The sequence below is a fragment of the Desulfovibrio fairfieldensis genome, assembly GCF_001553605.1.
GTDB lineage: Bacteria > Desulfobacterota > Desulfovibrionia > Desulfovibrionales > Desulfovibrionaceae > Desulfovibrio > Desulfovibrio fairfieldensis.
Genome location: NZ_CP014229.1, coordinates 520,208 through 546,259 on the forward strand (window position 1 = coordinate 520,208; position 26,052 = coordinate 546,259).

The following is a 26,052-nucleotide window of genomic DNA, read 5'->3' on the forward strand; positions in this document are numbered from 1 at the left end:
TACACGAAAGCCGATAAACGGTATGTCAACCTGTATGGGACAGGACAACTTTTTTAACTTTTTGAGGGCTCAACAAGAGGAAGGAAAAACATGAAACGTATCTGTACGCTTCTGTTGGCGGCTAGTATGCTGCTGGGCGTGGCGACGGGCGCCAGCGCCATTGATTTCAAGGCCAAGGGCCAGTGGCTGATGGGCTTCGCCGGCGGCGAAAATCAGCTGATCAACAAGACCCGTACCGGCAACGGCCCCAAAGAAAAGCTGAACAGCAACGACAAGTTCGCCGCGCAGCAGCGCGTGCGCTTGCAGTTGGATGCCGTGGCCTCCGAATCTCTGTCGGGCACGGTCTTCTTTGAAATCGGCAACCAGGTCTGGGGTTCCAACCGCGCGGGTGTGGGCGGCGGCGCTCTGGGCGCTGACGGCGCCAACACCATCAAGCTCAAGCGCGCCTATATCGACTGGATGGTGCCGCAGACCGACCTGAAGTTCCGCATGGGCATCCAGGGCGTGACCCTGCCCAACAAGGCCGGTGGTTCCGCCATCATGGACACCGACGCCGCCGGCATCACCGCCTCCTACCAGTTCAACGAGAATGTCGGCCTCACCGCCTTGTGGGCGCGTCCCGCCAATGACAACTATCTCGGCTATAAGAGGGGCGGCAACGAGCACTACAATCAGAACTTCTTGGACAACATGGACTTGTTCGCCCTGATGGTGCCCGTGAAGCTGGACGGCTTTGAAATCACCCCGTGGGCCTTGTACGGCGCGGCCGGCAAGAACACCCTCACGGATCTTGGTTCCACGGCTGACGGCAATCTGCCCTTCACCACGCGTCCCTACTTCGGTACTCCCAACAATCTTGCTAATGAGATGGGGGGCATTACTTACGGCAATATTGGCAAAACCAGCAAGGCCTATGGCTCCATGTTCTGGGCCGGTCTGCCTTTCGCCATCACCGCCTGGGATCCGCTGAACATCGAAGTGGACATCAACTACGGCTATGTGGAAAGCATGGGCCGCTATGACGCCTACAAAAATGGGAACACCGTTCACAAGCGCGGCAGCACCGAGCGTCAGGGCTGGCTGGCCAAAGCCCTGGTGGAATACAAGATGGATTGGGGCGTTCCCGGCATCTTCGGTTGGTATGGTTCCGGCGACGACGGCAATGTCAAGAACGGTTCCGAGCGCATGCCTTCCATCGTGCCCATGGGCAACTTCACTTCCTTCATGGGCGACGGCAACTACGGCTGGATGTGGGTTGACAACTCCCTGGAATACGCCGGCACTTGGGGTATTGGCCTGCAGGTCCGCGACATGAGCTTCCTGGAAGACCTCAAGCACACCTTCCGCGTGGCCTACTGGGGCGGCACCAACAGCCCGTCCATGGCCAAGTACATGGAGACCGCCTATTCCTGGAATGAAGGCTGGGGCAGCAACGCCTCCCCGTACCTGACCACCAACGACGGTCTGCTGGAGCTCAACCTGGTCAACTCCTACCAGATGTATGAAAACTTCGACGTGAACCTGGAGCTGGGCTACATTGCCAACTTTGTTGACAATGACACCTGGAAGAAGGCCAACAACTCCAGCTCCTTCCAGAAGCAGGACGCCTGGAAGGCCCAGCTGATCTTCGCGTACAGCTTCTAAGCCCGATTCTGCGCGGGATTTATCCCGTAGGATGATTGTAAAAGGGGGAGCCTCGACTCCCCCTTTTCGCGTCTGTTTTCCGGCTTGCCTGCTTGTAGCGCGGGGAGTAGGCTGCGAAAAATTGGCGACGGGCGTGACTGCAAGGCATGCCCCGCCGGGGAGAATCGCCATCAAGGAGAAGGGAGCATGGAAGAGCTGACAAAACTGGTCCAGAATATCAACAGCGTGCTGTGGGGCGTATATTGCCTGATCCCCTTGCTGGTGGGCACGGGCATTTATTATACGTTTCGCCTGAAATTCGTGCAGATCCGCAAATTCGGCAAAGTAGTCCGCTATACCTTCGGCGACCTGACGCTCTTCGGCAAAAAGGCCGGCAAGGACGGCATGACTTCCTTCCAGTCCCTGGCAACGGCCATTGCCGCCCAGGTGGGCACGGGCAATCTGGCCGGCGCGGCCACAGCCATTGCCATGGGCGGTCCCGGCGCCATTTTCTGGATGTGGATAGCCGCCTTTTTCGGCATGGCCACCATCTTCGCTGAAGCCGTGCTGGCCCAGCTGTACAAGACCCGCGATTCCGAAGGCCATGTTACCGGCGGCCCGGCCTACTATATTTCCAAGGGCCTGGGCTGCAAATGGCTGGCCGCTTTCTTTTCCGTGGCCATCATCATTGCCCTGGGCTTCATCGGCAACATGGTCCAGGCCAATTCCATTGCCGACGCCTTCCATTCCGCATTCAGCATTCCCACCTGGATCATCGGCGTGATTCTGGCCCTGCTGGCCGGTTTCGTCTTTTTCGGCGGCATGCGCCGTATCGCGGCCACCACGGAAAAGATCGTGCCGCTCATGGCCGTGCTTTATCTGGCTGGCGGCCTCTGGGTGCTGCTGACCCACCTGGACATGCTGCTGCCCGCTTTCAAGATGATTTTTGTGGGCGCGTTCGACCCCTCGGCGGCCACCGGCGGCCTGATCGGCGCGGGCGTCAAGGAGGCCATGCGCTATGGCGTGGCCCGCGGCCTCTTTTCCAATGAGGCGGGCATGGGCTCAACGCCGCACGCCCATGCCGTGGCCAAGGTCAAGTACCCGGCCCAGCAGGGTTTTGTGGCCATTATGGGCGTGTTTGTGGATACCTTTGTGGTCCTGAACATGACCGCCTTCGTTATCTTCGTCACCGGGGCCATTGACGGCAGCACCACGGGCATCGCCCTGACCCAGAAGGCCTTTGAGACCGGCCTGGGCTCCACGGGCTACGGCTTCGGTTTTGTGGCGGTCTGCCTCTTCTTTTTCGCTTTTTCCACCATTATCGGCTGGTATTTCTTCGCGGAGCAGAACATCAAGTATCTCTTCGGGGTCGGTGCCGTGCCGGTCTTCCGGGTGCTGGTCATGGGTTTTCTGGTGCTGGGCTCCTTTCTCCAGGTCAACCTTGTCTGGGAGCTGGCCGACATGTTCAACGGCCTGATGGCCCTGCCCAACCTGGTGGCCCTGATCGGCCTGGCCAAGCTGGTGTCCAGGGCCTTGGACGATTATGAGGAGCATGGCGCCAACGCGCCACTATGATCCTCCCGTGTGAATGCTGCGAGGCCCCCGCATGTTCGACAGGCATGCGGGGGCCTCGTGTTTTGGGAGGGAAGGAAAGCTTCCGGAGCGTGTTCCGTTTGAAATGCAGCGCATTCCAGACCCTAGGGCAGATTCCCTTTGAAACGTGTAGCGTTTCAAAGGGTTCATTTGGGCAAAAATCGCATTTTTGCCCAAATCCACGCCGCTTCGCGGCGCGCCTCACCGTGTTCGGCGTTAGAGCATTTCAAAGTTGAAATGCTCTAGCGTCGGCGTTGCAGATGATCCCGCAGCAACACGGCCAGCAGATTCATGCCCAGCACCAGCAGGATCAGCACCAGACCCGTGCCGTATTGCAGGGGGCGGGTTTTTTCGATCTCCGTGCCCGCAGTGGCCAGCACATACATATGGTAGGGCAGGGCCATGACCGCGCTGAAAATCGAGTCCGGCGTCTTGGGCGTGTAGAACACGGCGGCGGTGAACATGATGGCCGCGGTTTCACCGGCGGCTCGGGCCACGCCCAGAATGGCTCCGGTGAGCATGCCGGGCAGGGCGCAGGGCAGCACCACGCGGGCGATGGTCTGGGATTTGGTGGCTCCCAGGGCGAGAGAGGCCTCGCGGTAGGTGTCCGGCACGGAGCGCAGGGCTTCCTCGGCCGTGCCGATGATCACCGGCAAGGTCAGCACGGCCAGGGTCAGCACCCCGGAAAGGATGCTCACCCCGAAACCGCAGAAGGTCACGAAAAAGGACAGGCCGAACAGGCCGAAGACCACCGAGGGCACCCCGGCCAGATTGTTCACGCCCAGGCGTACATAACGGGCGAAGGCGTTGCGCTTGGCATATTCGTGCAGATACACGGCCGAGGCCACGCCCATGGGAAAGGCCAGCAAAAGCGCGCCCAGGGACAGGATGGCCGTGCCCAGAATACAGGGCCAGATGCCGCCCTCGGTCATCATCTTGCGCGGCGGTTCGGTGAGGAATTCCCAGGACAGGGCGGGTAAGCCGTGCCAGAGCAGAAAGGCGCACACGCCGACCAGAGCCAGCACGTTGACGGCGGCGATGCACCGCAGCAGCCAGAACATGGCGGCCTGGCGGCAGAGGCGGGAGCGGCTGGAGGAAATGCCGGGGGACAGAGCTGACATGGGAGGTGATCCTCTGATTTTTCAAAGTTGAAATATGAGGCAGCGTGGATTCAGCCGAAGCGACCGAATGAACCTTTGGAGCGCAAAGAGTTTCAAAGGTAATTTTCTCTAGAGACCGGACGAACCGGCCTGGCGGTGTTTTTCGGCAATGTGTCCGGCCGCCAGATTAAAGGCCAGGGTCAGGAAAAAGAGCACGATGCCGATGGCGAACAGGGCGTGGTAGTGATCGCTGCGGAAGGGCGCTTCGGCCATTTCGGCCGCGATGGAGGCGGGCATGGGCCGCACCGGGTCCAGCAGGGAGGTGGGGATCAGGCCCGCGCCCCCGGCCACCATCAGCACCACCATGGTTTCGCCGATGGCCCGTGACATGCCCAGCATCACCGCCGTGCCGATGCCGGAAAGCGCGGCCGGAATGACCACCCGCACGGTGGTCTGCCAGCGCGTGGCCCCCAGGGCCAGAGAGGCTTCGCGCAGATCGCGGGGCACGCTGTACAGGGCGTCCTCGGAGACCGAACAGATGGTGGGCACGCTCATCAGGGCCAGGACCAGGGATGCGTTGAGCAGGTTCAGGCCCGTGGCCGCGCCGAGCCAGTCCTGGATGACGGGGGCCAGCACCACCATGCCCAGAAAGCCCAGTACCACCGAGGGCAGGGCGGCCAGCAGCTCCACAAAGGGCTTGATGATCCGGCGCACGCCCGGATGGGCGATCTCCGTCAGGTACACGGCGGTCAGCACGCCCAGGGGCACGGCAAGCAGGGAGGAAAACAGGGTCACCGCCAGCGAGGCCATGAGCAGAGGAAAGATGCCGAACAGCCCGGGATCTTCCGTGGGATACCAGAGCCGCCCGAAAAGGAAGTCGAAAACCGAATAATGGGCGAACAGCGGCAGGCCTTCCATAAACAGAAAAAGCACAATGCCCGCCAGCGCCAGCAGGGAACTTCCGGCCACGCCGGTAAGACTGTATTGGACGATTTTTTCCTTGAGATCGGCTCTGCGCATGGCTTTCTCCCCCAATGGCGGGTTCTTTAAGGAAAGAACCCGCCATTGGACTGGTGGTTTAAACACGGCGGGGATTTTGTTTACCGGCAAGGCAGGCAAGTGGCCCGGCGCGCGGAGCGTAGCCGCCTACGTGACCAAGCCGGGCCACGCCGCCTAACGCCGCCGGTGGGCAAAAGCGCGGCGTGTTTAATGGGCCAGGGGCACATACCCCACTTCCCGCACACTCTTCTGCCCCTTGCCCGGATCCAGCAGGTAGTCCACCAGGGCCTTGACCTCGCCGGTGGGCTGGCCGTCAGTGAAGATGTACAGTTCACGCGCCACGGGCCATTGCTTGGAAAGCGCGGTCTGGGCGCTGGCCTGCACATTGTTGACCTTGAGCCCCTTGGTGGATTTGTCCAGATAGCCCAGGCCGATGTAGCCGACGGCGTTCTTGTTGTTGGACACGGCCTGCACCACAGCGCCGTTGGAGGCCTGCATCAGGGCCGCCGGGGTCACGCGTTCCTTGTTCATGACCAGTTCTTCCCAGCATTCAAAAGTGCCGGAGGAGGTGTCGCGGGAAATGATCACGATCTTGGCGTCAGCGCCGCCCAATTCCTTCCAGTTGGTGACCTTGCCGGTGTAGATGTCCCTGAGCTGCTGGGTGGTCAGGCCGCTGACCGTGTTGGACGGATGGACCACGGGCACGATGGCGTCCACAGCGATGGCCGTGCGTACGGGCGTGACGCCGTTCTTGTCGGCGGCGGCTTTTTCCTTGCCCTTGATGTCGCGCGAGCTCATGGCCACATCGCACTGTTTGTCGATGAGCGCCTTGATGCCGTTGCCCGAACCGCCGCCGGAGATGCTCAACTGCACGCCTGGGTGGGAGGCCATGAAGGCCTCGCCGGCCTTCTGCATCACGGGCAGCACCGTGGTGGAACCGTTGATGACGATTTCCCGGGCCGCCAGGGCCGGGGTGCTGAGGCTCAGAACCGTCAGGGCCGTGACCAGCATTTTGCCGATAGTCATTCCGTACTCTCCTTAGGGTTTGCGAAGGTGCCGCGCGGGGAAGCTCCCCGCGCGTTTTCCTTTTGACCGGCCTCTGTTACAGAATGATGACAGGAAGGCGAAGACTGCGTGAATCCGGGCCGGACGCCTGTCGAAGCCTTGTCCGGCGCGGAAATCGGGCGTTGAAGCGCTTGTCACGCGATTGTAACAATGTCACCACCTGTTTGGCGCAATGACATTGTTAACTGGCTCCGCAGCACAGAGGAAAAGATATATGAGCGCACAACATATCCTGGTAGTGGAAGATGAAAGCGACATCCGCGAACTGCTGCGCTTCAATCTGGAGCGCGAGGGCTTCAGCGTGCTGGAGGCCGAGGACGGCCAGAAGGGGCTGGAGCTGGCCCGGCGGCATCTGCCGTGCCTGATTATTCTGGATGTGATGCTGCCCGCCCTGGACGGCTTTGAGGTCAGCCGCCGGTTGGGCGGCCAGGCCGAGACCTCGGCCATTCCGGTGCTGATGCTCACGGCGCGCGGCGAGGAAATGGACCGTGTGGTGGGCCTGAGCCTGGGAGCGGACGATTACGTGGTCAAGCCTTTCAGCGTGCGCGAGCTCATGTTGCGCATCAAGGCCATTTTGCGCCGGGGCGGCCGTGTGGCGGAAAACGCCCTGCTGGAGCGCCACGGCATCCGGCTGCGGCCCGACGCGCACACGGCGAGCGCCGGAGAGCGGGAGCTGATCCTCACGGCCACGGAGTTCCGCCTGCTGGAAGATCTGCTGCGTCACGCGGGCACGGTACGCACGCGCGAGCAATTGCTGAACAATGTCTGGGGCTATTCCTTTGAAGGTTACGCCCGCACAGTGGACACCCATGTGCGCCGCCTGCGCTCCAAGCTGGGCGAGGCGGCGGCCGCGCTGGAGACCGTGCGCGGCGTGGGCTACCGGATCAGGGAATAGCGCCTCTGCTCAGCGTTGGTTCAGGAAGAATGCCAAAGACAACCATTGGCGGGGTAAGTTCATGTTTTCCTTTCGTACCCGGATTTTTTGCAGCGTGCTGGCAGTGGCGCTGCTCTCCATCGGCATTGCCGTGTTTTACGGCAAAAGCTGGCTGGAACACAGCCAGTTGCAGGCCGCCCGCGAACGCCTGTTGCACGAAACCCGCCTGGCGGGTGTGATTCTGGACAAGCTGGGGCCCGATCCTGACGCTCTGCCGGAACTGGCCCGCATTCTGAACCTGCCGGACGAGCGCCTTTCCCTGCTGGACGGCAAGGGCAACGTGCTGGCCGACACAGCCGTGGGAGCCCAGCCCGTGGACCGGCTGGACAATCACGCGGACAGGCCGGAAGTACGCGAGGCCCTTTCCGGAGGGGGCGGCGCGGATGGAGAGGGCGGCGGTCAGGGCTTCGCCATCCGGCCCAGCGGCACTCTGGATCTGCCCTTGGCCTATGCCGTGACCCGCCTGGACGACGGCCGCCTGTTGCGGCTGGCCGTGCCCCTGGAAAATCTGAAGCGCCAGATTGAAAGCCGCCTCACGGTGTTCAGCCAGATCGGCCTGATCACCGTGGCCCTTTCCCTGCTGCTGGCCATGCTGCTGTCCGGCGCGTTGCGCCGTTCCCTCAGCCAGATGGTCGGCGTGGTGGAGGCCATTTCCCTGGGCAATTTCCAGCGCCGCCTGCGGCGCATTCCGGGCAGTGAATTCGCGCCCCTGGCCGACGCGGTCAACCGCATGGCCGAAAATATCGAGGAACATGTGCGTGCCGCCGCGGACCAGACCGCCCAGTTGGAAAGCATTCTGGACACCATGAGCGACGGCGTGCTGGTATTGGGGCCGCACGGACATATCCGCCGCTGCAACCGCGCTCTTGCCGGGGAATTTCCGGCAGCGGCCACGGCCCAGGGCGCGCAGGTGGTGGAGATTATCCCCTCGCCGGAATTGCAGAAAGCCGTGGACGAGGTGCTGGCCGCGCCCGCGCCGTCATCCGCATCTCAAAGCGCATCCCATGACGCGTCCCGTTCGGGTTCCGGCAGCGAGCCGGGCGACGAAAACGGCCGGGTGCAGCGCCATCTGCACCTCACCCTGCCGTCCGGCCAGGTCATGTCGGTCTGCCTGTCGCGGCCCGCCGGGCCGGACAGCCACCTGGGGGCCGTGGCCGTGTTCCACGACATTACGGAGCTGGTGCGCCTGGAGCGCGTGCGCCGCGACTTCGTGGCCAACGTCTCGCACGAATTGCGTACCCCGCTCACGGCCATCCAGGGCTATGCGGAAACCCTCATCAGCCTGGACACCTCGCCGGAGTGCCGCCGTTTCGGCGAGATCATTCTCAAGAACGGCGCTTATCTCACGCGCATGGTCGGCGACCTGCTGGCTCTGGCCCGCCTGGAAGGCAAGACGGGCAGCCTGGAGCTGGCCCCCACGGACCCGCGTGAGGCCCTGGCCCAGGCCAAAGGCATGTGCCGAGAGGTTCTGGAGCGCCGCAACCTGCATCTGGATGTGGATATGCCGGAACAGTGCCGGGTCATGGCAAGTCTGCCGCATCTGGCCCAGGTCTTTCGCAATCTGCTGGAAAACGCCTGCCGCTACGCGCCGGAAGGCGGCAACATCCGCGTTACAGCGCATCCGGTCGGCAATGAGGTGGTTTTCCAGGTGGTGGACGACGGGCCCGGCATCCCGGCGGCGGACCTGGATCGCATTTTCGAGCGTTTCTACCAGGTGGAACGGCACCGGGGCCAGGCCTCCACCGGGCTGGGCCTGGCAATCTGCAAGCATATCGTGGAGCGGCACGGCGGCCGTATCCGGGCGGAAAGCCCGGCTCAGGACGGCAGCACGGCCCTTGTGTTCACCCTTGGTTCTGTTGAGAGCGAACATCGCTCTGGCGAAAATCCTGACGGAGCGACAAAGGCATGAAGGAAAATCTGCTGGCCCGGAATATCAATGTCTATTACGGCTCAAACAAGGCTCTGCACGACGTGAGCCTGGACTTCGCTCCGGGCAAGGTTACGGCCCTGATCGGGCCGTCCGGCTGCGGCAAATCCACCTTTTTGCGCTGCCTGAACCGGATGAACGATCTGGTGCCCGGCGCGCGCGTGGAAGGCGAGATTCTGCTGGACGGCGAGGATGTGAACCGGCCCGGAACGGACGTGGTTTCGCTGCGCCGCCGGGTGGGCATGGTCTTTCAGAAGCCCAACCCCTTTCCCAAGAGTATTTTTGAAAACGTGGCCTATGGTCTGCGCGTCAACGGCCTGTCCGACGAAACACTGATCGCCGAGAAGGTGGAAATCTCCTTGCGCCGAGCCGCTATTTTTGATGAGGTCAAAGACAGGCTGCAGTCATCGGCGCTGGGCCTTTCCGGCGGACAGCAGCAACGCCTGTGCATCGCCCGCACCCTGGCCGTGGAGCCGGAGGTGCTGCTCATGGACGAACCGGCCAGCGCCCTGGACCCCATAGCCACCCAGAAAATTGAGGAGAGCATCCGCGAGCTCAAGGCTTCGTTGACCATCATCATCGTCACCCACAACATGCAGCAGGCCGCGCGCGTGTCGGACTGCACGGGCTTTTTTTACATGGGCCGCCTTATTGAGCACGACGCCACGGACGTTATTTTCACCCGGCCCGGCAAGAAGCAGACTGAGGACTATATTACCGGCCGCTTCGGCTAGAGTCGCCGCTCTGCTCCTTTGGCAGAGAACGAACACCCTTTTCAGAACAGCTCTTGGAGCGGCGACGAATAAGGGCGACTAACTCGTGTATGGGAAAGAATTTTATTCAGGAGAAAGCCTGATGAACCAGCAGGAAAATTATTTGCAGCAGATGCTCGTGACCTTGCGCACGCGCCTTCTGGTCATGTGCGCCAGCGTGGGCATTGCCCTGGAAGAGGCCGACAAGGCTCTGGCCGCCAACGATCCCGGCCGCGCGGCAGCGGTCATTGAAAGCGACGCGGCCATCGACGAGCTGGAAAACGACATCGACGACATGGCCCTGCGCCTGCTGGCCCGCACCCAACCCGTGGCCGGGGATCTGCGTTTTGTGGTCAGCGCCCTGCGCATGGTGGTGGATCTGGAGCGCATCGGCGACGAGGCCGTGAGCATGGCCGAACAGGCCATTCTGATGCAGGACATGCCCGGTTACGGCGTCATCCCCCATGTGCGGGTCATGTTCGACAAAGCCCGCCAGGCCTTTGAGCAGGCCGTGGTCATCTTCCGCGAGAACGACGTCGAGGCCGCCCTGGACATGAGCCGGGGCGAGGATGAGGCGGTGCAGTGCGAGGTGCGGATCATCCAGGGCATTATGGAGCGCCTTTCCGGCCACGGGACGGATCTTGAGCCCCACCTGGCCATGCACATCATTCTGGTCACCCGTTCGTTGACCCGGATCTGGCGGCGCTCCATCAACATTGCCGAGCACGTCTATTTCATCAATCAGGGCCTGACCCTCAAGCATCACGGCGAACTGGCGGACGAACCCGAGGATATCCACCGGGCTCGGGAGGATCGGGGCGGGGAAGAATAGAGCGTTTTGATATTGAAAATATCTTAACGCTCTGTGCGGATTTTCCGTGAAAGGCCGCGCCGCGAAATTATCGCAAGGCGAATTTACTTCGCCGTTAAGCGATAATTTCAAGCGCAAACAGCTCTAATGCTGGCCAGCCCCGGCGCGGGGCCGTCATGGCATTGAACGGATATAAAAAGGAGCGCATCCATCGAAATGGACGCGCTCCTTTTTATATCCGCCGGAAACGTTTTTTACAGCAGGCCCTGCCGACGCAGCACCTCAATGAGCCTGGCCTTGCCGGATTCGCTCATGGGGCAGAGCGGCAGGCGCATTTCGCTTTCCATCCGGCCCATGAGGGCCAAGGCCGTCTTGGCCGGAATGGGATTGCTTTCCATGAACATGGCCTGATGCAGGGGGAAGAGCTCATGGTGAAGGCGGGCGGCCCCGGCCGGATCGCCTTTGGCAAAGGCGTTGCACATGGCGGCCACGCGGCCCGGCACCAGGTTGGAGGTGACGGAAATCACACCCCTGCCGCCCAAGGCCATCAGGGGCAGGGCGGTGAGATCGTCGCCGGACAGCACGCTGAAGCTCTCCGGGCAGGCTTCCAGTGTTTCGCTGCCCTGCACCATATCGCCGGTGGCTTCCTTGACGCCCACGATGTTGGAAAAGTCGCGGGCCAGGCGGCTCAACACTGGCGGCAGCATATTGCAGCCCGTGCGGCCCGGCACGTTGTAGAGCACCAGGGGCAGATCCACTGTCTCGGCAATGGCCTTGAAATGCAGATACAGGCCTTCCTGGGTGGGCTTGTTGTAATAGGGGGTGATCAGCAACGCGCCGTCGGCCCCGGCCTTTTTGGCAAAGAGGGCCAGGCGGATGGCTTCGCTGGTATTGTTGGAACCGGCCCCGGCCAGCACCGGCACCCGGCCTTTGGCCTGATCGATACAGATTTCAATGACCCGCTCGTGTTCCTCGTGGGACAGCGTGGCGGATTCGCCGGTGGTGCCGCAAGGCACCAGACCGTGGATGCCTTCGGTGATCTGGCGTTCGATAAAGGCCCGGTAGGTCTCTTCATCCACGGTATTATTCTTGAACGGGGTGACAAGCGCTGTCATCGCACCGGAAAAAAGCATGTCCGACTCCTTATGTCTGCGCCCGCGGCGTCGTGGCGGAATACTCCGGGGCTCTGTAAACGGGCGGCGGAAGGCATGGCCCGGATCATTCCGACGTCACGCGGCGTTGGAAACGCGTACCGTTCCGCGAAACAACGGCTTTGCCGTCGCGCGAATGCGGTTCGGATGGCGGCGGCGAAGCCGGCTACGGCCGACACAACCTCGGGCGCGGCTGCTACTGATTGATGAATTCCTTAAGTTCCTTGCCGGCGCGGAAGAAGGGCAGGCGTTTAGGAATCACCGAGACGCTTTCCCCGGTTTTGGGGTTGCGCCCGGCGTAGCCACCGTATTCCTTGATTTTGAAGCTGCCGAACCCGCGGATTTCTATCCGTTCCCCGGCGATCAGCGATTTTTTCATGGCGTCGATGAATGTGTTCACAACCAGTGACGCATCATCAAAGGGAATATTGGTCTCTTCGGCCAAAGCCTTGATCAGTTCGCTTTTATTCATCACGCCTCCGTTGACACGTTATACTATTATCCCGTGGGGGAAGGGCGACAACGCGGGAACTCAGCCAGCTTCATTATACCTATACCTTTTATGCAGTAAGGTAAACCGCTTACTTAGAGCAATTCACGTTTGAAATGAGTGAATTACTCTGGTGGCCGCGTGAGCGGGTACCCGCTCCCAAATGCAAGGAAGCGACCGGAGGCGGTGCAGCCGTGCCTGTTAGCCCACAAAGGGCTTGCGGGCATCGACAGCAGCGATAAGCCGTATTCTTCCCCATCACGCGGGCGGCGTGGGGTTTGAATGTGCAACCTTCCAAACTCAAAATGCTGTATGCGGGGCCTGCAAGACGTCGCGCGGGGCCAGCCAGTCGGCCATGTTCAGGCGCACGCGTTGCAGGCGGCCCGCCAGGGCCTGGATATCCTGGGCCGCCGGGCTGCCCGGCGCGTAACGCAGCAGGGCCTGCTGACGGCAGACGGCCTCGGGCAGCTTTTTGTCCATACGCACGTGGCCCAGCAGCACGGGTTCCAGATGCAGGAAGTGGCGGCAGGCCCCGTTCAGCTTTTCAAAGGCGCCCTGGGCTTCCTTGGGCGATTCAGCCTGATTGACCAGCACCATGAAGTCGCGCATGCCGAAGCGGCTGTTGAGCACCTTGATCAGCGCATAGCTGTCCGTGAGAGATGTGGGTTCGGGCGTGATGATGACGATGCGCATAGCGGCCATGGCCGCGAAGGTCTGCACTGTTTCGGAAATGCCCGCGCCCAGATCCATGAAGATGTAATCGTACTTGCCGAGCACCGGCTCCAGGCGCTCCAGCAGCATGTCGCGCAGATCAGGGCGCATGTCGTTGAGCTCGGGCACGCCCGAGGCCGCGGGCAGCACGTCGAAGCCCTTGGGCTCCAGGGGATAGAGCACATCGCTTAACCGCGCGTCGCCCAGCAGCGCGTCCTGGAGGTTGCCTTCCGGGGTGATGCCCAGCAGCACGTCCAGATTGGCAAGGCCCATGTCGCAGTCCATGAGCAGGTTCTTGAAGCCCGCCTGGTAGAGCGCGCAGGCCAGATTGAGGGACAGGTTGGTCTTGCCGACCCCGCCTTTGCCGCTGAGCACGGCAACGCTCAAGGTGCTGTTCATAAATTATTCTCCGCCGAAAAAGAGAAAGCGTTTTTCACTGGAATGGACCAGGGTGGTCCGTTCGCCCAGAGGAGTGGGCGCTTCCTGATGGATATGCCCGTTTTCCTGCTGAATGGCCGTGTTCAGGGCCGTGTCGGCCTTGCTGAGCAGGTCGAGGGCGCGGCCCTCCGCGCCCTGGCTGACGCAGACGATGCCCAGGGCGCAGCTGGCCCCGGTTCCGGCCGAGATGCCGCCTGTGGGGAAGAGCGGCCGGGCCTGCTCCTCAAAGGCGTGTTGCAGGCGTTCGGCCAAGCGCCGGGCCTTGAGCTGGCCCATGCCCGGCAAAAGCAGGGCATAGCGCCCGGGAGCAATGTCGCCCAGGCTGTCGCAGGCGTCCAGATTGTCGCGCAGGGTTTCGGCCAGCAGCCGCTCCAGGCGTTTCACCGTGCCGTCGCCCAAGGCCACGCACAGCCTCCGCCGTTCGGACAGGGCCGCGAGGATCAGGCTGAGACCGCCGCCGTTGCGCGCCAGACGCAGCAGTTCGCGGCTCAGTTGGGCCGCGAACAGTTCGGCGCTCAGCGCGCCGATCAGGGCATCCGGCGGCATGTCCGGCGGCATGGGCGGCTGGACGTCGGAGCGCAGATCCGCGACCCGCCCTTCCGGAGACGCGCCGGGCACGGGCAGGGCACACCACTGGCTCAAAGGAAAGGCGCGGCAGAATTCCTGCCAGCGCTGCCGGGAAAGGCCGCGCACCAGCCGGACCACCAGCATGGCCTCGCGGGTCCGGGGCACGGCGTCGCCGCAGCCTTCTTCCCGCAGGGCGCGCAGTTCGCGGGCCAGGGCGTCAAATTCAGCGTTGTTGCTCATGGCGGTACAAAAGGTAATCGTGTTGGAACTGGTCGATCTGACCGTCAAGAACCGCGTCCACGTCGCCGGATTCCGAGCCCGTGCGGTGGTCCTTGACCAAGCGGTAGGGCTGGAGGGTGTAAGTGCGGATCTGGCTGCCGAAAGCAATGGCGTCCTTGCCTGCGTATTCCGCCTGGCGCTCGGCCTCGCGTTTCTGCAATTCCAGGTTGTAGAGGCGGGCCCGCAGGACGCGCAGGGCCGTCTCCTTGTTGTGGTGCTGCGATTTTTCGTTCTGGCACTGGGCGGAAATGCCCGTGGGCAGGTGGGTGACGCGCACCGCGGAGCTGGTCGTGTTCACGCTCTGGCCGCCCGGCCCGCTGGAACGGAAGATATCGAAACGCAGATCCGATTCCTTGATATCCAGCTGAATGTCGTTGCCCGCGTCCGGGATCACGTCCACCGAGGCGAAGGAGGTGTGGCGGCGGCCCGAGGCGTCAAAGGGCGAGATGCGGATCAGACGGTGGATGCCGCGTTCGCTCTTGAGAAAGCCGAAGGCGTGCGGCCCGGAGATGCGCAGGGTCACGCTTTTGATGCCCGCCTCGTCGCCGGGCAGAAAGTCCATTTCCTCCACCGCGTATTTGCGGCGCGCGGCCCAGCGGGTGTACAAACGCAGCAGCATTTCGGCCCAGTCCTGGGATTCCGTGCCGCCCGCGCCGGGGTGGATTTCCAGAATGGCGTCCTGGCCGTCTTCCTCGGCCGAGAGCAACATGACCAGCTCGGTCTCGTCCAGCAGGGCGGCCAGTTCCTTCTGCTGCTGCTCCAGGGATTCCAGGGCTTCCTGATCCTCGTTTTCCGAGGCCAGAACCAGCCATTCCTCCATGTCGTCCCGGCAGGTTTTGAGGCGGGTCAGGCGGCCCACCTCGTCTTCCAGGCGTCTTTTTTCCTGTAAAACCGGTGTGAGGGCCTCGGGCTTGTCCCAAGCGCCGGGACGGGAGAGTTCCGTTTCGATGTCGCGCAGGCGTTGTTCGCTGGACGCGACGTCAAAGACGCCCCCAAAGGTTGTCAAAACGCTGGGACAGGGGCTGACAGGCGGCGCGCAAATCACTGAGATGCAGCATGGTCGATTCTGTGGGGTTGAGGGTGAAGATTCCGTTTTATCCGGTGTCGTGTGACGCTTACGCGTTCACGGCGCCGGGATTATCGGCGTTGTCAGCGGCTCCGGACAGCGGGAGCGGGCTGAAGACCGGCCGTGGGGACGGCGCGTGCCCCGTGAAGCGGGGCATCAGTCTGAAGTTCTGGCGCCGCGTGGACCGAGGACCAGCAGGACCAGACAGAGCAGGGCCGCTACGGGAAGCAGCCAGGGCGCGAGACGGTGGTAGAGGCTGGGCGCTGTGCTCAGTCCGGCGCGGGCCCAAAGGCTCTCGGCCCGAAACTGGCCGCCGCGCGCGGTCAGGCGTCCGCGCGGGTCCACCACCACGGAAATGCCGGTATTGGTGCCGCGCAGAATCCAACGGTTTTGTTCCAGGGCACGCAACACAGTCAGATAGAGATGCTGCCGCGATGCCGGAGTGTCCTCGAACCAGCCGTCGTTGCTGATGTCCACCAGAATATTGGCCCCGTCCGCCACGCGGGCCTGGGCAAGCCAAGGGAATATGCCTTCATAGCAGATGAGCATGCCCAGAGCAAGATTTTCGTAGCGCAGGGGCGCCACGGCTGTGCCCGTCTCATAGACGCCCACCCCTTGGAGCAGGGCTTCGAGAAAACCCCAGTTCAGCCAGCTCGGCAGATACTCGCCGAAGGGCACCAGATGTTCCTTGTCATAATGCCCGATGGTCGCGCCGTCCGGGCCCAGCAGGAAGGCCCGGTTAAAAATGGCGGGTTCCGCCCGGCCCGGCCGCCGCTCCACGCCGGGCGCGCCGAAAAGCAGAGGGCCGCGGGCCTCCAGGGCCATATCGCGTACCAGGGCGGCCAGGGCGGGCTTGGTTTCAAAAAAGAAGGGCAAAGCGGTTTCCGGCCAGATGATGAGCGGCTTTGCATCCCGGTCCGCAGCGGGCCGCGCGGCCAGACCCGCGCGGGTCAGCGCCAGATAAAGGTCCACGGTCTGCCGCTGGAAGGCGGGCAGCCATTTCCGGTTCTGGTCCACATTGCCTTCCACAAAAAGCACGGCCATGCTTTCCGGACCGGAGGGCTCGGCCCGGAACGGATGAGCGTCCAGCCTCCAGGCCCCGTAAGCGAGCAGCAGCACGGCCAGAGCCAGTCCCGTTGCCAAGCTCGTTGCCGGTCGGCGCGGACAAAAAGCCCGTGGCGCGGCTGCTTGGGGGATCAGGGGCAGGCTGAGCAGGCAGAGCAGGGCGGCCAATAGCCAGAGTCCGCCCAGGCCGTACGCGCCCACGACATCAGCGGCCTGGACCAGCACGGGCCAGACCGCCAGAGCTCCGGCCAGGGGCAGCCAGGGAAAGCCCAGCGCCAGGGCGTAGACAGCTTCCAGCAGATACCAGAGCAGGGCCAGCGCCAGGGCCAGCAGCATCGGCGGCCGGGCGCGCAGAATTTGCGCGGCCAGGGAGAACAGGCCGCCCGCGCTGGCAAGGCAGGCCGCGATGAACAGGGCGCAGGGCACAGCCAAAGGCCAGGGCAGGCCGCCCACATTGTGCACGGGCAGGGCCAGCCAGTACAGTGCCGCCGTGCCGCCCGCCAGGCTGACCAGCCAGCCCCGGCGCAACGCGGCCATGCGGCCGGGCGCGCGCAGGCCCAACAGGGCCAGGGCCACGGGCCAGAGCAGGACCAAGGGCGGCAGGCTCAGAAAATCATTGGGAAAGCCCAGCCAGAGCGCCAGAGCGCCTGCCAGGCCCAGGAGCAGGTCCGGACGCAGGCTTCGGAACGGCGGCTGTCCGCCCGCGCGCGCCGTGTTCATGCTCCGGCATTGTTCCCGGCTTCGTCCAAAGCCTGCGCCGCCTTGTCGGCGGGTTCCATGCGCAGGCGACGGATCAGCTTCTTGTCGGCGTCCAGCACCGTAAAGGCCCAGCCGTGCAGGTTGAAAACCTCGCCGGGGCCGGGCACATGGCCGGCCTCCATGCTCAGATAGCCGCCGATGGTGTCCACCTCGTCGGAAACCAGTTCAACGCCCAGTTCCTCCAGATCCTCCAGCAGGGCGCGGCCCGTGAGCTCATAGACATTGTCGCCCAGGGGGCGGATGTCCTCCTGGCGGGGGGTGTCGTGCTCATCCTCAATGTCGCCCACGATTTCCTCCAGCACATCCTCAATGGTGATCAGGCCGGAGGTGCCGCCGTATTCGTCCAGGGCGATGGCGATATGCTGCTTGCGGGCGCGGAATTCCTGCAGAAGCGCGCGGATGGGCTTGGTTTCCGGCACGAAAAAGGGCTCGCGCATGACCTGGGCCACCGGGGGATGCTTTCCGGCCGGTTCGATGAGGCAACGCAGGAGATCCTTGGCGTGCAGAATGCCCACCATGTTGTCGCGGGTGTCTTTGTACACGGGAATGCGGGAATGTCCGGAATCCACGATGACGCGGGCCACTTCGGGCAGGGGCATGTCGTCGGGCACGCAGTCGATATCGGTGCGGGGGATCATGGTGTCCTGCACCTGAAGATCGTTGAAGCGCAGGATGCCCAGCAGCATGGACTCCTCGTCCGGTTCCACCTCGCCGTCGGCTCTGGCTTCAAGAATGGCTTTTTCCAGGGATTCTTCGTCGTCGTGCCCGAAAAATCTGCCCAGGCGCGACCAGATGGTACTATGACCGTCGGAGCCTCCGTCCAAAATAACCTCCATGTTTGGGCGCGGATCTGCGGAGTCCGGTTCCGGGGCCGTGCCTCCTGCCGCGAAGCGGCGTAACCACAGCAAAAACCGCGCTTTTTGCTATGCGAGCTTCACGCCGAACCCACAGGTGAGGCGTGACATCGTGAACAAGCTGAAAGCTGCTAAAATGAAGTTTTAGAGCGTGTTGATATTGAAAATACCTCAACGCTCTGTGCGGATTTTCCGTGAAAATCCGCACCGCGAAATTATCGCAAGGCGAATTTACTTCGCCGTTAAGCGATACTTTCAGGCGCAACATGCTCTAACTGCTACATGGTACTGGAAAACAGTTCCTAGAGCAGTTTGCGCTGTTCCATATCCATGCGCATGACCCACTGGGTGATCGGCCCCACGCCCCGTGATGTGGAGCTGTGAAACCAGTGGATTTCGGACTTGCCCTGTTCCAGCACGGCCCAGTTGGTGAACTCCACCCCCAGAATCAGAGCGGGCGAGGGAGCCTCGGTCGTGCGGGTGTTGATCACCTCGCAGGTGCACCAGAAAGTAATAAGCTTCTCGCCCTTTTTGTCCATGGCATAAATGACGAGACAGAGTAGCTGTGAACCTTTGTCCAGGTCAACAGGCCGGGTTTCCGGGTCTTCCATCTGAAAACGCAGGGCCATGCCCGTTGCGGAGATGTTTTCCACCTGCACGGGCTCGTTGTTCATGCCCAGCTTGTAGTGAATGACCGGACGGCCGATTTCCGCCGTGGTGCGGGGAATGGGCTTGCCCGGATCAATGGCCCAGACGCCGATGACCCGCACCGCGTCCTTCTGCGGTTTGATGCGGATGAAATTGCGCTTTTGCCCCACTTCCAGGTCTCGGGGCGCGGTGAGGAAAACGCGGGATTTTTCGCGCGAGGCTTCCACTCTTTGGATGGCGGCGCGGAATTTATAGAAGGCCGGGCCTTCCGGCAGGCTGACGCGAAAATAGACGTCCACCTGGGTGTCCGTCCATTCCTTGGAGACGTAAGCCAGCACTTCCATGTGCAGGGTTTCGGGGGTCAGCTTGACCAGGGTGCCGGACAGGCCGTTTTTTCCGGCTTCGCTGTCCAGCATTTTCAGATCGAAAATTTCGTTCTGTTCCTGAGCGGTCTCGAGCATCCGGTGAACCACGTTTCTGCGGCGTTCCTCCTGCCTGATCTTTTGCAATCTGGTGCGCAGGCAGACGAGAAGGATGCAGAGCGCCACAAAGAGGACGCCGAAAATCAGGATGTATTCTTCTGTGCTCATTATCAGGCCACCGGAATGGATTCCAGGAACACGTTGCGCGTGAGCCTGCGCTCGGCTCGCGGTCGGAATTACGAAAAAACGTCGCCACTGCGCCCTTGACGCCGGACAGGACGCAAGAGACCCAGTTTGTGCAGATGTATTTCCAGGCAGGCCACCGCCGCCGGGGTCACCCCGGAAATACGGCCCGCCTGTCCCAAGTTCAGGGGGCGCACGCGGCTGAGTTTTTCTTCCACTTCACGGGACAGTCCGGCCACTCTGGCATAATCCAAATCCGAGGGCAAGGCCGTGGTTTCCAATCGGGCCGCACGCGCGATCAGCGCGCGCTGGCGTTCCAGGTATCCGGCGTATTTGATATCCGTCTGCACGCCGCCGTACACGGCCTTTCCGCAGCGTTCCAACTCGGCGGCCAGCTCCGCGCCCAACCCGGCCAGCGGGCCCGGCGACGCCGCAAGCACGGTTGCCAGCCGCTCCAGGTCCATGTCCGGACGACGCAGCACGTCTTCCAGGCTGCGGCCCGGCGGCAGGGCGGCGTCGCTGTTGGCATCCTGCTTATCGGAAGGAATACGCATATTCTCAAGGTGTTTTTTGAGTCGCTCCGCATTTTCCCTTTTTTCACAGAAGGCCCGCCAGTGGGCGTCGTCCACCAGGCCCAGACCGCGTCCCAGCGGGGTCAGGCGGGCGTCGGCATTGTCCTCGCGCAGCAGCAGGCGGTGCTCGGCGCGGGAAGTGAACATGCGGTAGGGCTCCTGGGTGCCCAGAGTCACCAGATCGTCCACCAGCACGGCCATGTAGGCAGCGTCCCGGCCCGGCGCGAAGGGCGGCAGTTCTTTTTCGGCGCGGGCGATGTTCAGGGCGGCCCAGAGGCCCTGGGCCGCGGCCTCTTCATAGCCGGAGGTGCCGTTGATTTGCCCGGCCAGCCAGAGCCCCGGCACGCTCTTGCTTTCCAGCGTGGGGCGCAGCTGCACGGGGTTCACGTAATCGTATTCGATGGCGTAGCCCGGGCGGGCCATGACCGCGTCCTCCAGGCCGGGGATGCTGCGCAGCATGGCCATCTGCACGTCCAGGGGCAGGCTGGTGGAAATGCCGTTGGCATAGACCTCCGTGCTGTCCAGGCCTTCGGGTTCCAGAAAAATCTGATGCCGTTCCCGCTGGGGAAAGCGGGCCACCTTGTCCTCGATGGACGGGCAGTAACGCGCGCCCACGCCCTGGATCACGCCGGTGAACAGGGGCGAGCGGTCGAAGCCGCCGCGGATGATCTCGTGGGTGCGGCTGTTGGTCCAGGTGATATGGCAGGAAACCTGGGGCAGGACCGGGCCGGGACCGTGAAAGCTGAATGCCGGAGGCGGCGTGTCGCCGCGCTGTTCCTCCAGGCGGGAAAAGTCGATGGAGGAGCGCAAAAGTCGCGGGGTGGTGCCGGTTTTCAGGCGGCCCAGTTCCAGGCCCAAAGCGCGCAGGCTGTCGGAAAGGCCCAGGGCCGGGGCGTCGCCCAGGCGGCCGCCCGGCAGGTTGGTCAGGCCGATGTGGATGCGCCCGTCCAGAAATGTGCCGGTGGTCAGCAGCACATGCCGGGCCGTGAATTCCAGACCCTGAGCCGTGCGCACGCCCGTGACGCGGCCCGCGTCCGTGACGATGTCCGTGACCGTGTCCTGCCAGAGGCGCAGGCCGGGCGTGGCGTAGAGTGTTTTTTTCAGGACGCGCTGATAAGCGTCGCGGTCCATTTGGGCTCGCGTGGCGCGAACGGCCGGGCCCTTGCTCATGTTCAGGGTGCGGAACTGGATGCCCGCCGCGTCGGCCCAGAGGCCCATCATGCCGCCCAAGGCGTCGATTTCGCGCACCATGTGGCCCTTGGCCAGGCCGCCGATGGCCGGATTGCAGGAAAGATAGCCCAGGCGGTCCAGATTGCCGCTGATCAGCAACACGTTGAAACCCAGCCGGGCCAGGGCCACGGCGGCTTCGGAGCCGGCGTGGCCGCCGCCGGCGATGATGCAGTCAAAACCGGCGTCAGGCATGGGCATCCCGCCGCATGAGAATATGGGCGAATACCTGGGCGTCCTTGCAGGCCGCGCTGATGGAGGCGCGCTCATCCGGCTGGTGGCAGGTGTTCTGGATGCAGGCCCAGACGGCGGCGGGCAGGCCCTTGCGGCGCAGCAGCGCGGCCACAGTGGCCCCGCCGATGCCCACGGGCCGGGGCTGGACGCCGTAAACCCGCTCCACGGCCTGTTCCAGGGCCAGGACCACCGGACTGTCCGCCGGAGCGGCCGAGGCTGCCTGGGCCTGCTCCACATCCACGCTGATCTCCACCCCGTGCCGTTGGGCCACGCGGGCCGCGATTTCGCGCGCCTTGGCCAGCACGGCTTCCTGGGAAACCTCGGGCAAAAGGCGACAATCCACGTAAAAGACGTCGCTGCCGGGCAGGATGTTCACGCTGGGCACGTTGGCGTCGTGCTTACTGGGCACAAAGGTCGAGCGGGACGGCTTGAACAGCGGATCTTCCTGGGGGAATGTCTCGTACAGGCCCTGATGACAGGCCAGAACCATGTCCGCCCCGGCCAGAAAGGCGTTGCGGCCTTTGTGCGGGGTGGAGGCGTGGCACTGCGCGCCGGTGGTCCGCACCTTGAGCCAGAGCTGACTTTTTTCCGCCACTTCAATGAGATCGCCGCGCGGCGACCCCGCGTCGGGCACGATATAGAGATCGTCGGGCCGGAACAGTTCCGGGGCCTGCTCCAGCACGTGGGCCAGACCGTAATCGCTGCCGGATTCCTCGTCGGCCATGAAGACCAAACCCAGGCCCAGGGCGGGCGTCAGGTTCTGCCGCCGCAACTCTTCGGCCAGCAGCAGCATGCTGACAATGGCCTGCTGATTGTCCTCCACGCCGCGCCCGTAGAGCCAGTCGCCTTCGCGCCGGACCCGCCAGGGGTCGGAGGTCCAGGCGGCGGGATCGCCCGGCGGCACTACATCGGTATGGCCGAAAAGCCAGAGCGTGCGACTTGTCGTGCCGGACAGGCGGGCTATCAAATTGGGGCGCAGGCCGTCCGGCACGCGATTGTCCGGCGCGTCCATTCGGCGCAGATCGCGCACGCCGCAGGCCGTGAGCCAGTCCGTGATCCGGCGCACCTTGTCCAGCTCGCCCCGGCCGCCGTTGTCCGGCCCCAGAGCCTTGCAGGCCGTGAGCGCGCTCTGCAGCTCCACAACGCGCTCGCCCCGTTCCGCCAGACCGGCCAGCAGTCTGTCCAAATTTTGATTCATCTCTGTTTCCGCCCTAGAACAGATTACCTTTGAAATGCTCTAACTTGAAAATCAGAAAAGAGGCCGCTTGCGCAGCCTCTTCAAAAAATTTCAGCCCGACAGGGCGATATTTGAGATTTTTTTGTCGCTGGCAAGGAAACCGAACTTTGTCCGACAGGAGTGTACTCTTTCGGTACATGACAGGAGGACAAAGCGAAGGTTGACGCCGCCAGCGGCAAAAAAAGCCAATATCGCCTAGCGGCCCTTGGCGGCGCGTTTCGACGCCTTCAACGGGTTCACCTTCGCCGCCGCAGCCGTCTGGGCCTTGACGTGGGTGGCGAAATTACAGCGACCGCCGACCCATTTGCTGGCCGGGTTGGGATAGCTGGAGCAGAACTGCTCGCCGTCGAATTCGCGCACGCGATCACAGCCGGAGCACTGCTCCACCACGGGGGAAAGGACAAAACCCTTGACCACCACGCCTTCAGCGGTCTTGGTGGCATTTTCCAGAGGACTCATAGCAAAACCTCCATGCGCCGGAGCGCCCCAAATTTCATAATGTCCCACCGGCAGTATGCAGAGGGCTGCCGTCCGGGATGGGGAAGTATAGGCTAAAGCGGGCCGCTGTCAAGAGGGGCGGCCGGGGCTTTTATGAGGGTGTCTTTGGCGGCGACAGCGGTACCGGTGAATTTCTATACCTTATATCCTAGGTCATGCAAGTCCGGCGGCGCGCAGCACAAAGGCGCGCAGGTCGCGCATTTCCCGGCAAAGGGCGTCATAGTCGAAACGGCTGAAGCGCCCGTCCTGATAAAGAATCTCGCCCCCCACCATGGTCAGGCGGGTTTCCAGGCCCGTGGCCGCGTAGATTGTCTGCGAGACCACATTGTACAGGGGCTGGAGATTGGGCGAGGCCAGATCCAGAGCCACGCAGTCCGCGGCCTTGCCCGGCGCGAGCGAACCCAGGCGGGCGTCGTGCAGGGCCGCGGCCCCGCCCAGAGTGGCCATGTCCAGCACCCGCGTCGCGGGCAGCAGGGTGGGATCATGCCCGGCCAGCTTATGGAGCAGGGCGGCCCGTCCCATTTCCGTAAACATGTTCAGTTGATTGTTGCTGGCCGGGCCGTCGGTGCCCAGGCCCACGGCCAGGCCCCGTTCGAGCATGGCCGGTACCGGAGCCACGCCCGAGGCCAGCTTCATGTTGGAGGAGGGATTGTGCGCCACCACGGCCTTGTACTCGGCCAGGATGTCCAGCTCTTCTTCTGTCGCATCCACCACGTGGGCCAGGGTGCAGGGCAAATCCAGCAGGCCCAGGTCGCGGCAGAGGGCCACGGGCCGCTTGCCGTGGTTCTTGAGGCAGAGTTCCGTTTCCTCGCGGGTTTCGGAAAGATGGATGTGCAGGGGCAGGCTCAGCTCGGCGGCCAGATCGCGGCATGCCGTAAGGATGTCCGGCGTGGTCGTGTAGACGCTGTGCGGATTGACGGCCACGCTCAGCCGCGCGTCGCCCGCGCAGCATTGGGCCAGGGCGCGGGTGGCCTCCAGGGCGGCTTCCGGAGCGGGGCAGGCCGCCGAGGGAAAAGCGAAAACCGCCTCGCCGCCCACGCAACGCAGACCGGCCGTGCGCGCGGCCTCGAACACGGCTTCCTCAAAGAGATACATGTCCATGCAGGCCGTGGTGCCGGTACGCAGCATTTCCGCATAGCCCAGCAGGCTGCCCAGGCGCACGATTTCCGGGGTGAGCTTGGCCTCCACCGGGAAAATGCGCTGTTGCAGCCAGTCCATGAGCGGCATGTCGTCGGCCAGGCCGCGCAGAAAGGTCATGGCCGCGTGGGTGTGGGCATTGACGAGGCCGGGCAGAACGAGCATCCTGCCCAGATCAAGCTCGCGCTCGGCCTGCCAGGCGGCGCTCAGCGCGTCGCGCGGCCCCACGGCGGCCACCAGCCCGTCGGCGATGGCCAGGGAAGCGTTTTCAAGGATGCGGCGTTGTGGGTCCTGGGTGACGAGGATTCCGGCGTGGAGGAGCGTGTGGCAGTGCTGCATGAGAAGTCCCGAGTCTGAGGTCGTCGTGGCCATGGCTATGTTGAAATTCCCTAGGTAACGCCTGCGGGGCGGGGAGGCAAGCCCCTGAAAGGAGAGGCCGTGCGTTGTCTGTTGCTGCACGGAATCGGCGGCAGCCCATTTGAAACGGCGCCCCTGGCCGAGGCCCTGGCGGCAGCGGGCTTTGAGGCCCATGCCCCGGCCCTGCCGGGCCACGGCGGTACGGAGGAGGCATATCTCGCCTCTTCCTTTGCCCTGTGGCGCGACTTTGCCCATGCGGAGTACGCCCGCCTGAGCGAGGGCGGGCCCGTGCTGCTGGCGGGATATTCCCTGGGCGGCATTCTGGCTCTGGATGTGGCCCAGGCGGCGGCGCGCGGCGAGCTGCCGCCCCCGGCGGGCCTTCTGGCGCTGGCCACGCCGCTGTTTTTCCGTAAATATTTTCCTTTTTTCGCTGTGGACTGGCGCTTTTTCGCGTTGCCCCTCTGGGCCCGGTTGCAACCCGTGCTGCGCGTCCCGGAACGCGACCCGGCCTCCCGCGCCGTGGCCCCCTGGCAGGGGCACGAGCAAATCTGCTGCCTGCGCCATTTCGCCGAGGTGGAGCGGGCCCTGCCCGCCATCCGGCGCGGACTGCCCCTGATCCGCGCGCCGCTTTGCATTGTGCAGCTGCGCAACGATACGAGTTGCCGCCCGTACAATGCTTTTTATCTGGCGCGGCATTGTGGCTCACTGAGCACGCATCTGCACCTTCTGCGCGTGCGCAGCCCGCACGGCGGGCATTTGCCCATGACCCATCGGGAAAGCCGTCAGCGGGTAGCCGAGCTGGCCGTGGCCTTCGCCCGGGAAGTCGCCGGGGCCACAAAGGCTTGCACATTCGCGCCGTAGAGGCTATAACGATGCGCTGTTATTTCGCCAACCCGGCCCCGGCGTCCGCGCGGGGGCCTCATCCACACCTTAATGGAGGTGCGCTTTGTTTGAATCCGTAGCTTTTGCCATGGGCACGCCCCAGGCCGGAGGAGCCCCGGCCAGCGGCACGGACATGCTGATGCAGTTCCTGCCGCTGATCCTGATGTTCGTCATTTTCTGGTTCCTGCTGATCCGTCCCCAGCAGAAGCGGGCCAAGGCCCACAAGCTGATGCTGTCCGAACTGAAGCGCGGCGACCACGTGCTGACCTCCAGCGGGCTCATCGGCCGCATCCTTGAGATCGACGACGAGCAGGTGCTGCTGGAATCCGGGGATGCCAAGCTGCGCATTTCCCGCGCGGCCATCGGCGGCCTGCTGCCCGCCAAGGGCGGCAAGGAAGCTAAGCCTGAAGAAAAGAAATAAGTCAGCGCCGGGCGTTGTTACGCTCCGTGCGAGTCACTGTTCCGTTGGCC

Annotated in this window: 23 protein-coding genes; 8 read left to right on the forward strand and 15 right to left on the reverse strand. The window is 63.3% G+C overall.

Annotation, left to right across the window (positions count from 1 at the left end; translation table 11 throughout):
- Positions 1-90 precede the first annotated feature (90 nt).
- Together AXF13_RS02245 and AXF13_RS02250 are read left to right on the forward strand one after the other, a co-directional pair.
- Positions 91-1,644 carry an outer membrane homotrimeric porin gene (locus AXF13_RS02245; RefSeq protein WP_062251492.1) on the forward strand — a complete coding sequence of 518 codons (1,554 nt, stop codon included), beginning with the start codon at positions 91-93 and terminating at the stop codon, positions 1,642-1,644.
- 186 nt (positions 1,645-1,830) lie between these two features.
- Positions 1,831-3,198, forward strand: coding sequence for an alanine/glycine:cation symporter family protein (locus tag AXF13_RS02250; RefSeq protein ID WP_062251493.1), 1,368 nt, complete (start codon positions 1,831-1,833; stop codon positions 3,196-3,198).
- Between the two features lie 260 nt (positions 3,199-3,458).
- Here the strand turns inward: AXF13_RS02250 and pstA are convergent, their stop codons facing one another.
- The 3 genes from pstA to AXF13_RS02265 form a co-directional block, all read right to left on the reverse strand.
- A complete protein-coding gene (gene pstA / locus AXF13_RS02255; RefSeq protein ID WP_008685477.1) occupies positions 3,459-4,337 on the reverse strand; it encodes a phosphate ABC transporter permease PstA in 879 nt (292 codons plus the stop codon).
- A 108-nt stretch (positions 4,338-4,445) separates the two neighbouring features.
- Positions 4,446-5,336 carry a phosphate ABC transporter permease subunit PstC gene (gene pstC / locus AXF13_RS02260; protein ID WP_009303759.1) on the reverse strand — a complete coding sequence of 297 codons (891 nt, stop codon included), beginning with the start codon at positions 5,334-5,336 and terminating at the stop codon, positions 4,446-4,448.
- 186 nt (positions 5,337-5,522) lie between these two features.
- Complete coding sequence (locus tag AXF13_RS02265; RefSeq protein WP_062251494.1) at positions 5,523-6,341, reverse strand: phosphate ABC transporter substrate-binding protein; 819 nt, start codon at positions 6,339-6,341, stop codon at positions 5,523-5,525.
- Positions 6,342-6,594: 253 nt separating this feature from the next.
- Here AXF13_RS02265 and AXF13_RS02270 point away from each other — a divergent pair, with 253 nt between their 5' ends.
- The 4 genes from AXF13_RS02270 (at position 6,595) to phoU (ending at position 10,825) form a co-directional block, all read left to right on the forward strand.
- Complete coding sequence (locus AXF13_RS02270; protein WP_062251495.1) at positions 6,595-7,275, forward strand: response regulator; 681 nt, start codon at positions 6,595-6,597, stop codon at positions 7,273-7,275.
- A 61-nt stretch (positions 7,276-7,336) separates the two neighbouring features.
- Positions 7,337-9,223 (forward strand): sensor histidine kinase, encoded by a 1,887-nt coding sequence (locus AXF13_RS02275; protein ID WP_062251496.1) that lies wholly within the window; start codon positions 7,337-7,339, stop codon positions 9,221-9,223.
- Positions 9,220-9,975 carry a phosphate ABC transporter ATP-binding protein PstB gene (gene pstB, locus AXF13_RS02280; RefSeq protein ID WP_062251497.1) on the forward strand — a complete coding sequence of 252 codons (756 nt, stop codon included), beginning with the start codon at positions 9,220-9,222 and terminating at the stop codon, positions 9,973-9,975. Before AXF13_RS02275 ends, pstB begins: the two co-directional genes overlap by 4 nt.
- A 121-nt stretch (positions 9,976-10,096) precedes the next feature.
- Positions 10,097-10,825: a phosphate signaling complex protein PhoU gene (phoU, locus tag AXF13_RS02285; protein WP_062251498.1), complete on the forward strand. Its 729-nt coding sequence runs from the start codon at positions 10,097-10,099 to the stop codon at positions 10,823-10,825.
- A gap of 233 nt (positions 10,826-11,058) precedes the next feature.
- Here phoU and dapA read toward each other — a convergent pair whose 3' ends face one another.
- The 12 genes from dapA to AXF13_RS02345 form a co-directional block, all read right to left on the reverse strand.
- The gene (gene dapA / locus AXF13_RS02290; RefSeq protein WP_062251499.1) at positions 11,059-11,937 is read right to left on the reverse strand and encodes a 4-hydroxy-tetrahydrodipicolinate synthase; all 879 of its coding nucleotides are present in this window, start codon (positions 11,935-11,937) and stop codon (positions 11,059-11,061) included.
- Between the two features lie 214 nt (positions 11,938-12,151).
- Positions 12,152-12,427, reverse strand: a complete 276-nt coding sequence (locus tag AXF13_RS02295; protein WP_008685493.1) for an HU family DNA-binding protein — start codon at positions 12,425-12,427, stop codon at positions 12,152-12,154.
- 318 nt (positions 12,428-12,745) lie between these two features.
- Positions 12,746-13,555, reverse strand: a complete 810-nt coding sequence (locus AXF13_RS02300) for a MinD/ParA family protein (protein WP_008685494.1) — start codon at positions 13,553-13,555, stop codon at positions 12,746-12,748.
- Positions 13,556-13,558: 3 nt separating this feature from the next.
- Positions 13,559-14,401 (reverse strand): GGDEF domain-containing protein, encoded by an 843-nt coding sequence (locus AXF13_RS02305; RefSeq protein WP_008685495.1) that lies wholly within the window; start codon positions 14,399-14,401, stop codon positions 13,559-13,561.
- A protein-coding gene (gene prfB / locus AXF13_RS02310; RefSeq protein WP_223299959.1) for a peptide chain release factor 2 occupies positions 14,385-15,498 on the reverse strand; the annotation gives its coding sequence in 2 pieces (ribosomal slippage) (positions 14,385-15,422 and positions 15,424-15,498; 1,113 coding nt in all). Before prfB ends, AXF13_RS02305 begins: the two co-directional genes overlap by 17 nt.
- Positions 15,499-15,662: 164 nt before the next feature.
- Positions 15,663-17,291, reverse strand: a complete 1,629-nt coding sequence (gene lnt / locus AXF13_RS02315) for an apolipoprotein N-acyltransferase (protein WP_062251500.1) — start codon at positions 17,289-17,291, stop codon at positions 15,663-15,665.
- Positions 17,288-18,154, reverse strand: coding sequence for a hemolysin family protein (locus tag AXF13_RS02320; RefSeq protein WP_062254678.1), 867 nt, complete (start codon positions 18,152-18,154; stop codon positions 17,288-17,290). Before AXF13_RS02320 ends, lnt begins: the two co-directional genes overlap by 4 nt.
- Positions 18,155-18,486: 332 nt before the next feature.
- On the reverse strand, positions 18,487-19,422 hold the full coding sequence (locus AXF13_RS02325; protein ID WP_062251501.1) for a PilZ domain-containing protein: 936 nt from the start codon (positions 19,420-19,422) through the stop codon (positions 18,487-18,489).
- A gap of 68 nt (positions 19,423-19,490) precedes the next feature.
- On the reverse strand, positions 19,491-21,437 hold the full coding sequence (gene mnmG / locus AXF13_RS02330) for a tRNA uridine-5-carboxymethylaminomethyl(34) synthesis enzyme MnmG (protein WP_417926383.1): 1,947 nt from the start codon (positions 21,435-21,437) through the stop codon (positions 19,491-19,493).
- Complete coding sequence (locus AXF13_RS02335) at positions 21,424-22,668, reverse strand: M20 family metallo-hydrolase (RefSeq protein WP_062251502.1); 1,245 nt, start codon at positions 22,666-22,668, stop codon at positions 21,424-21,426. Before AXF13_RS02335 ends, mnmG begins: the two co-directional genes overlap by 14 nt.
- Positions 22,669-22,902: 234 nt before the next feature.
- On the reverse strand, positions 22,903-23,166 hold the full coding sequence (locus AXF13_RS02340; RefSeq protein WP_008685503.1) for a PxxKW family cysteine-rich protein: 264 nt from the start codon (positions 23,164-23,166) through the stop codon (positions 22,903-22,905).
- Positions 23,167-23,358: 192 nt separating this feature from the next.
- Positions 23,359-24,681: an amidohydrolase family protein gene (locus AXF13_RS02345; RefSeq protein ID WP_062251503.1), complete on the reverse strand. Its 1,323-nt coding sequence runs from the start codon at positions 24,679-24,681 to the stop codon at positions 23,359-23,361.
- Positions 24,682-24,780: 99 nt separating this feature from the next.
- Between AXF13_RS02345 and AXF13_RS02350 the strand changes: the two genes are divergently transcribed.
- Positions 24,781-25,560: an alpha/beta hydrolase gene (locus AXF13_RS02350; protein WP_062251504.1), complete on the forward strand. Its 780-nt coding sequence runs from the start codon at positions 24,781-24,783 to the stop codon at positions 25,558-25,560.
- Between the two features lie 85 nt (positions 25,561-25,645).
- Positions 25,646-26,002 carry a preprotein translocase subunit YajC gene (gene yajC / locus AXF13_RS02355; protein ID WP_062251505.1) on the forward strand — a complete coding sequence of 119 codons (357 nt, stop codon included), beginning with the start codon at positions 25,646-25,648 and terminating at the stop codon, positions 26,000-26,002.
- Positions 26,003-26,052: the final 50 nt, after the last annotated feature.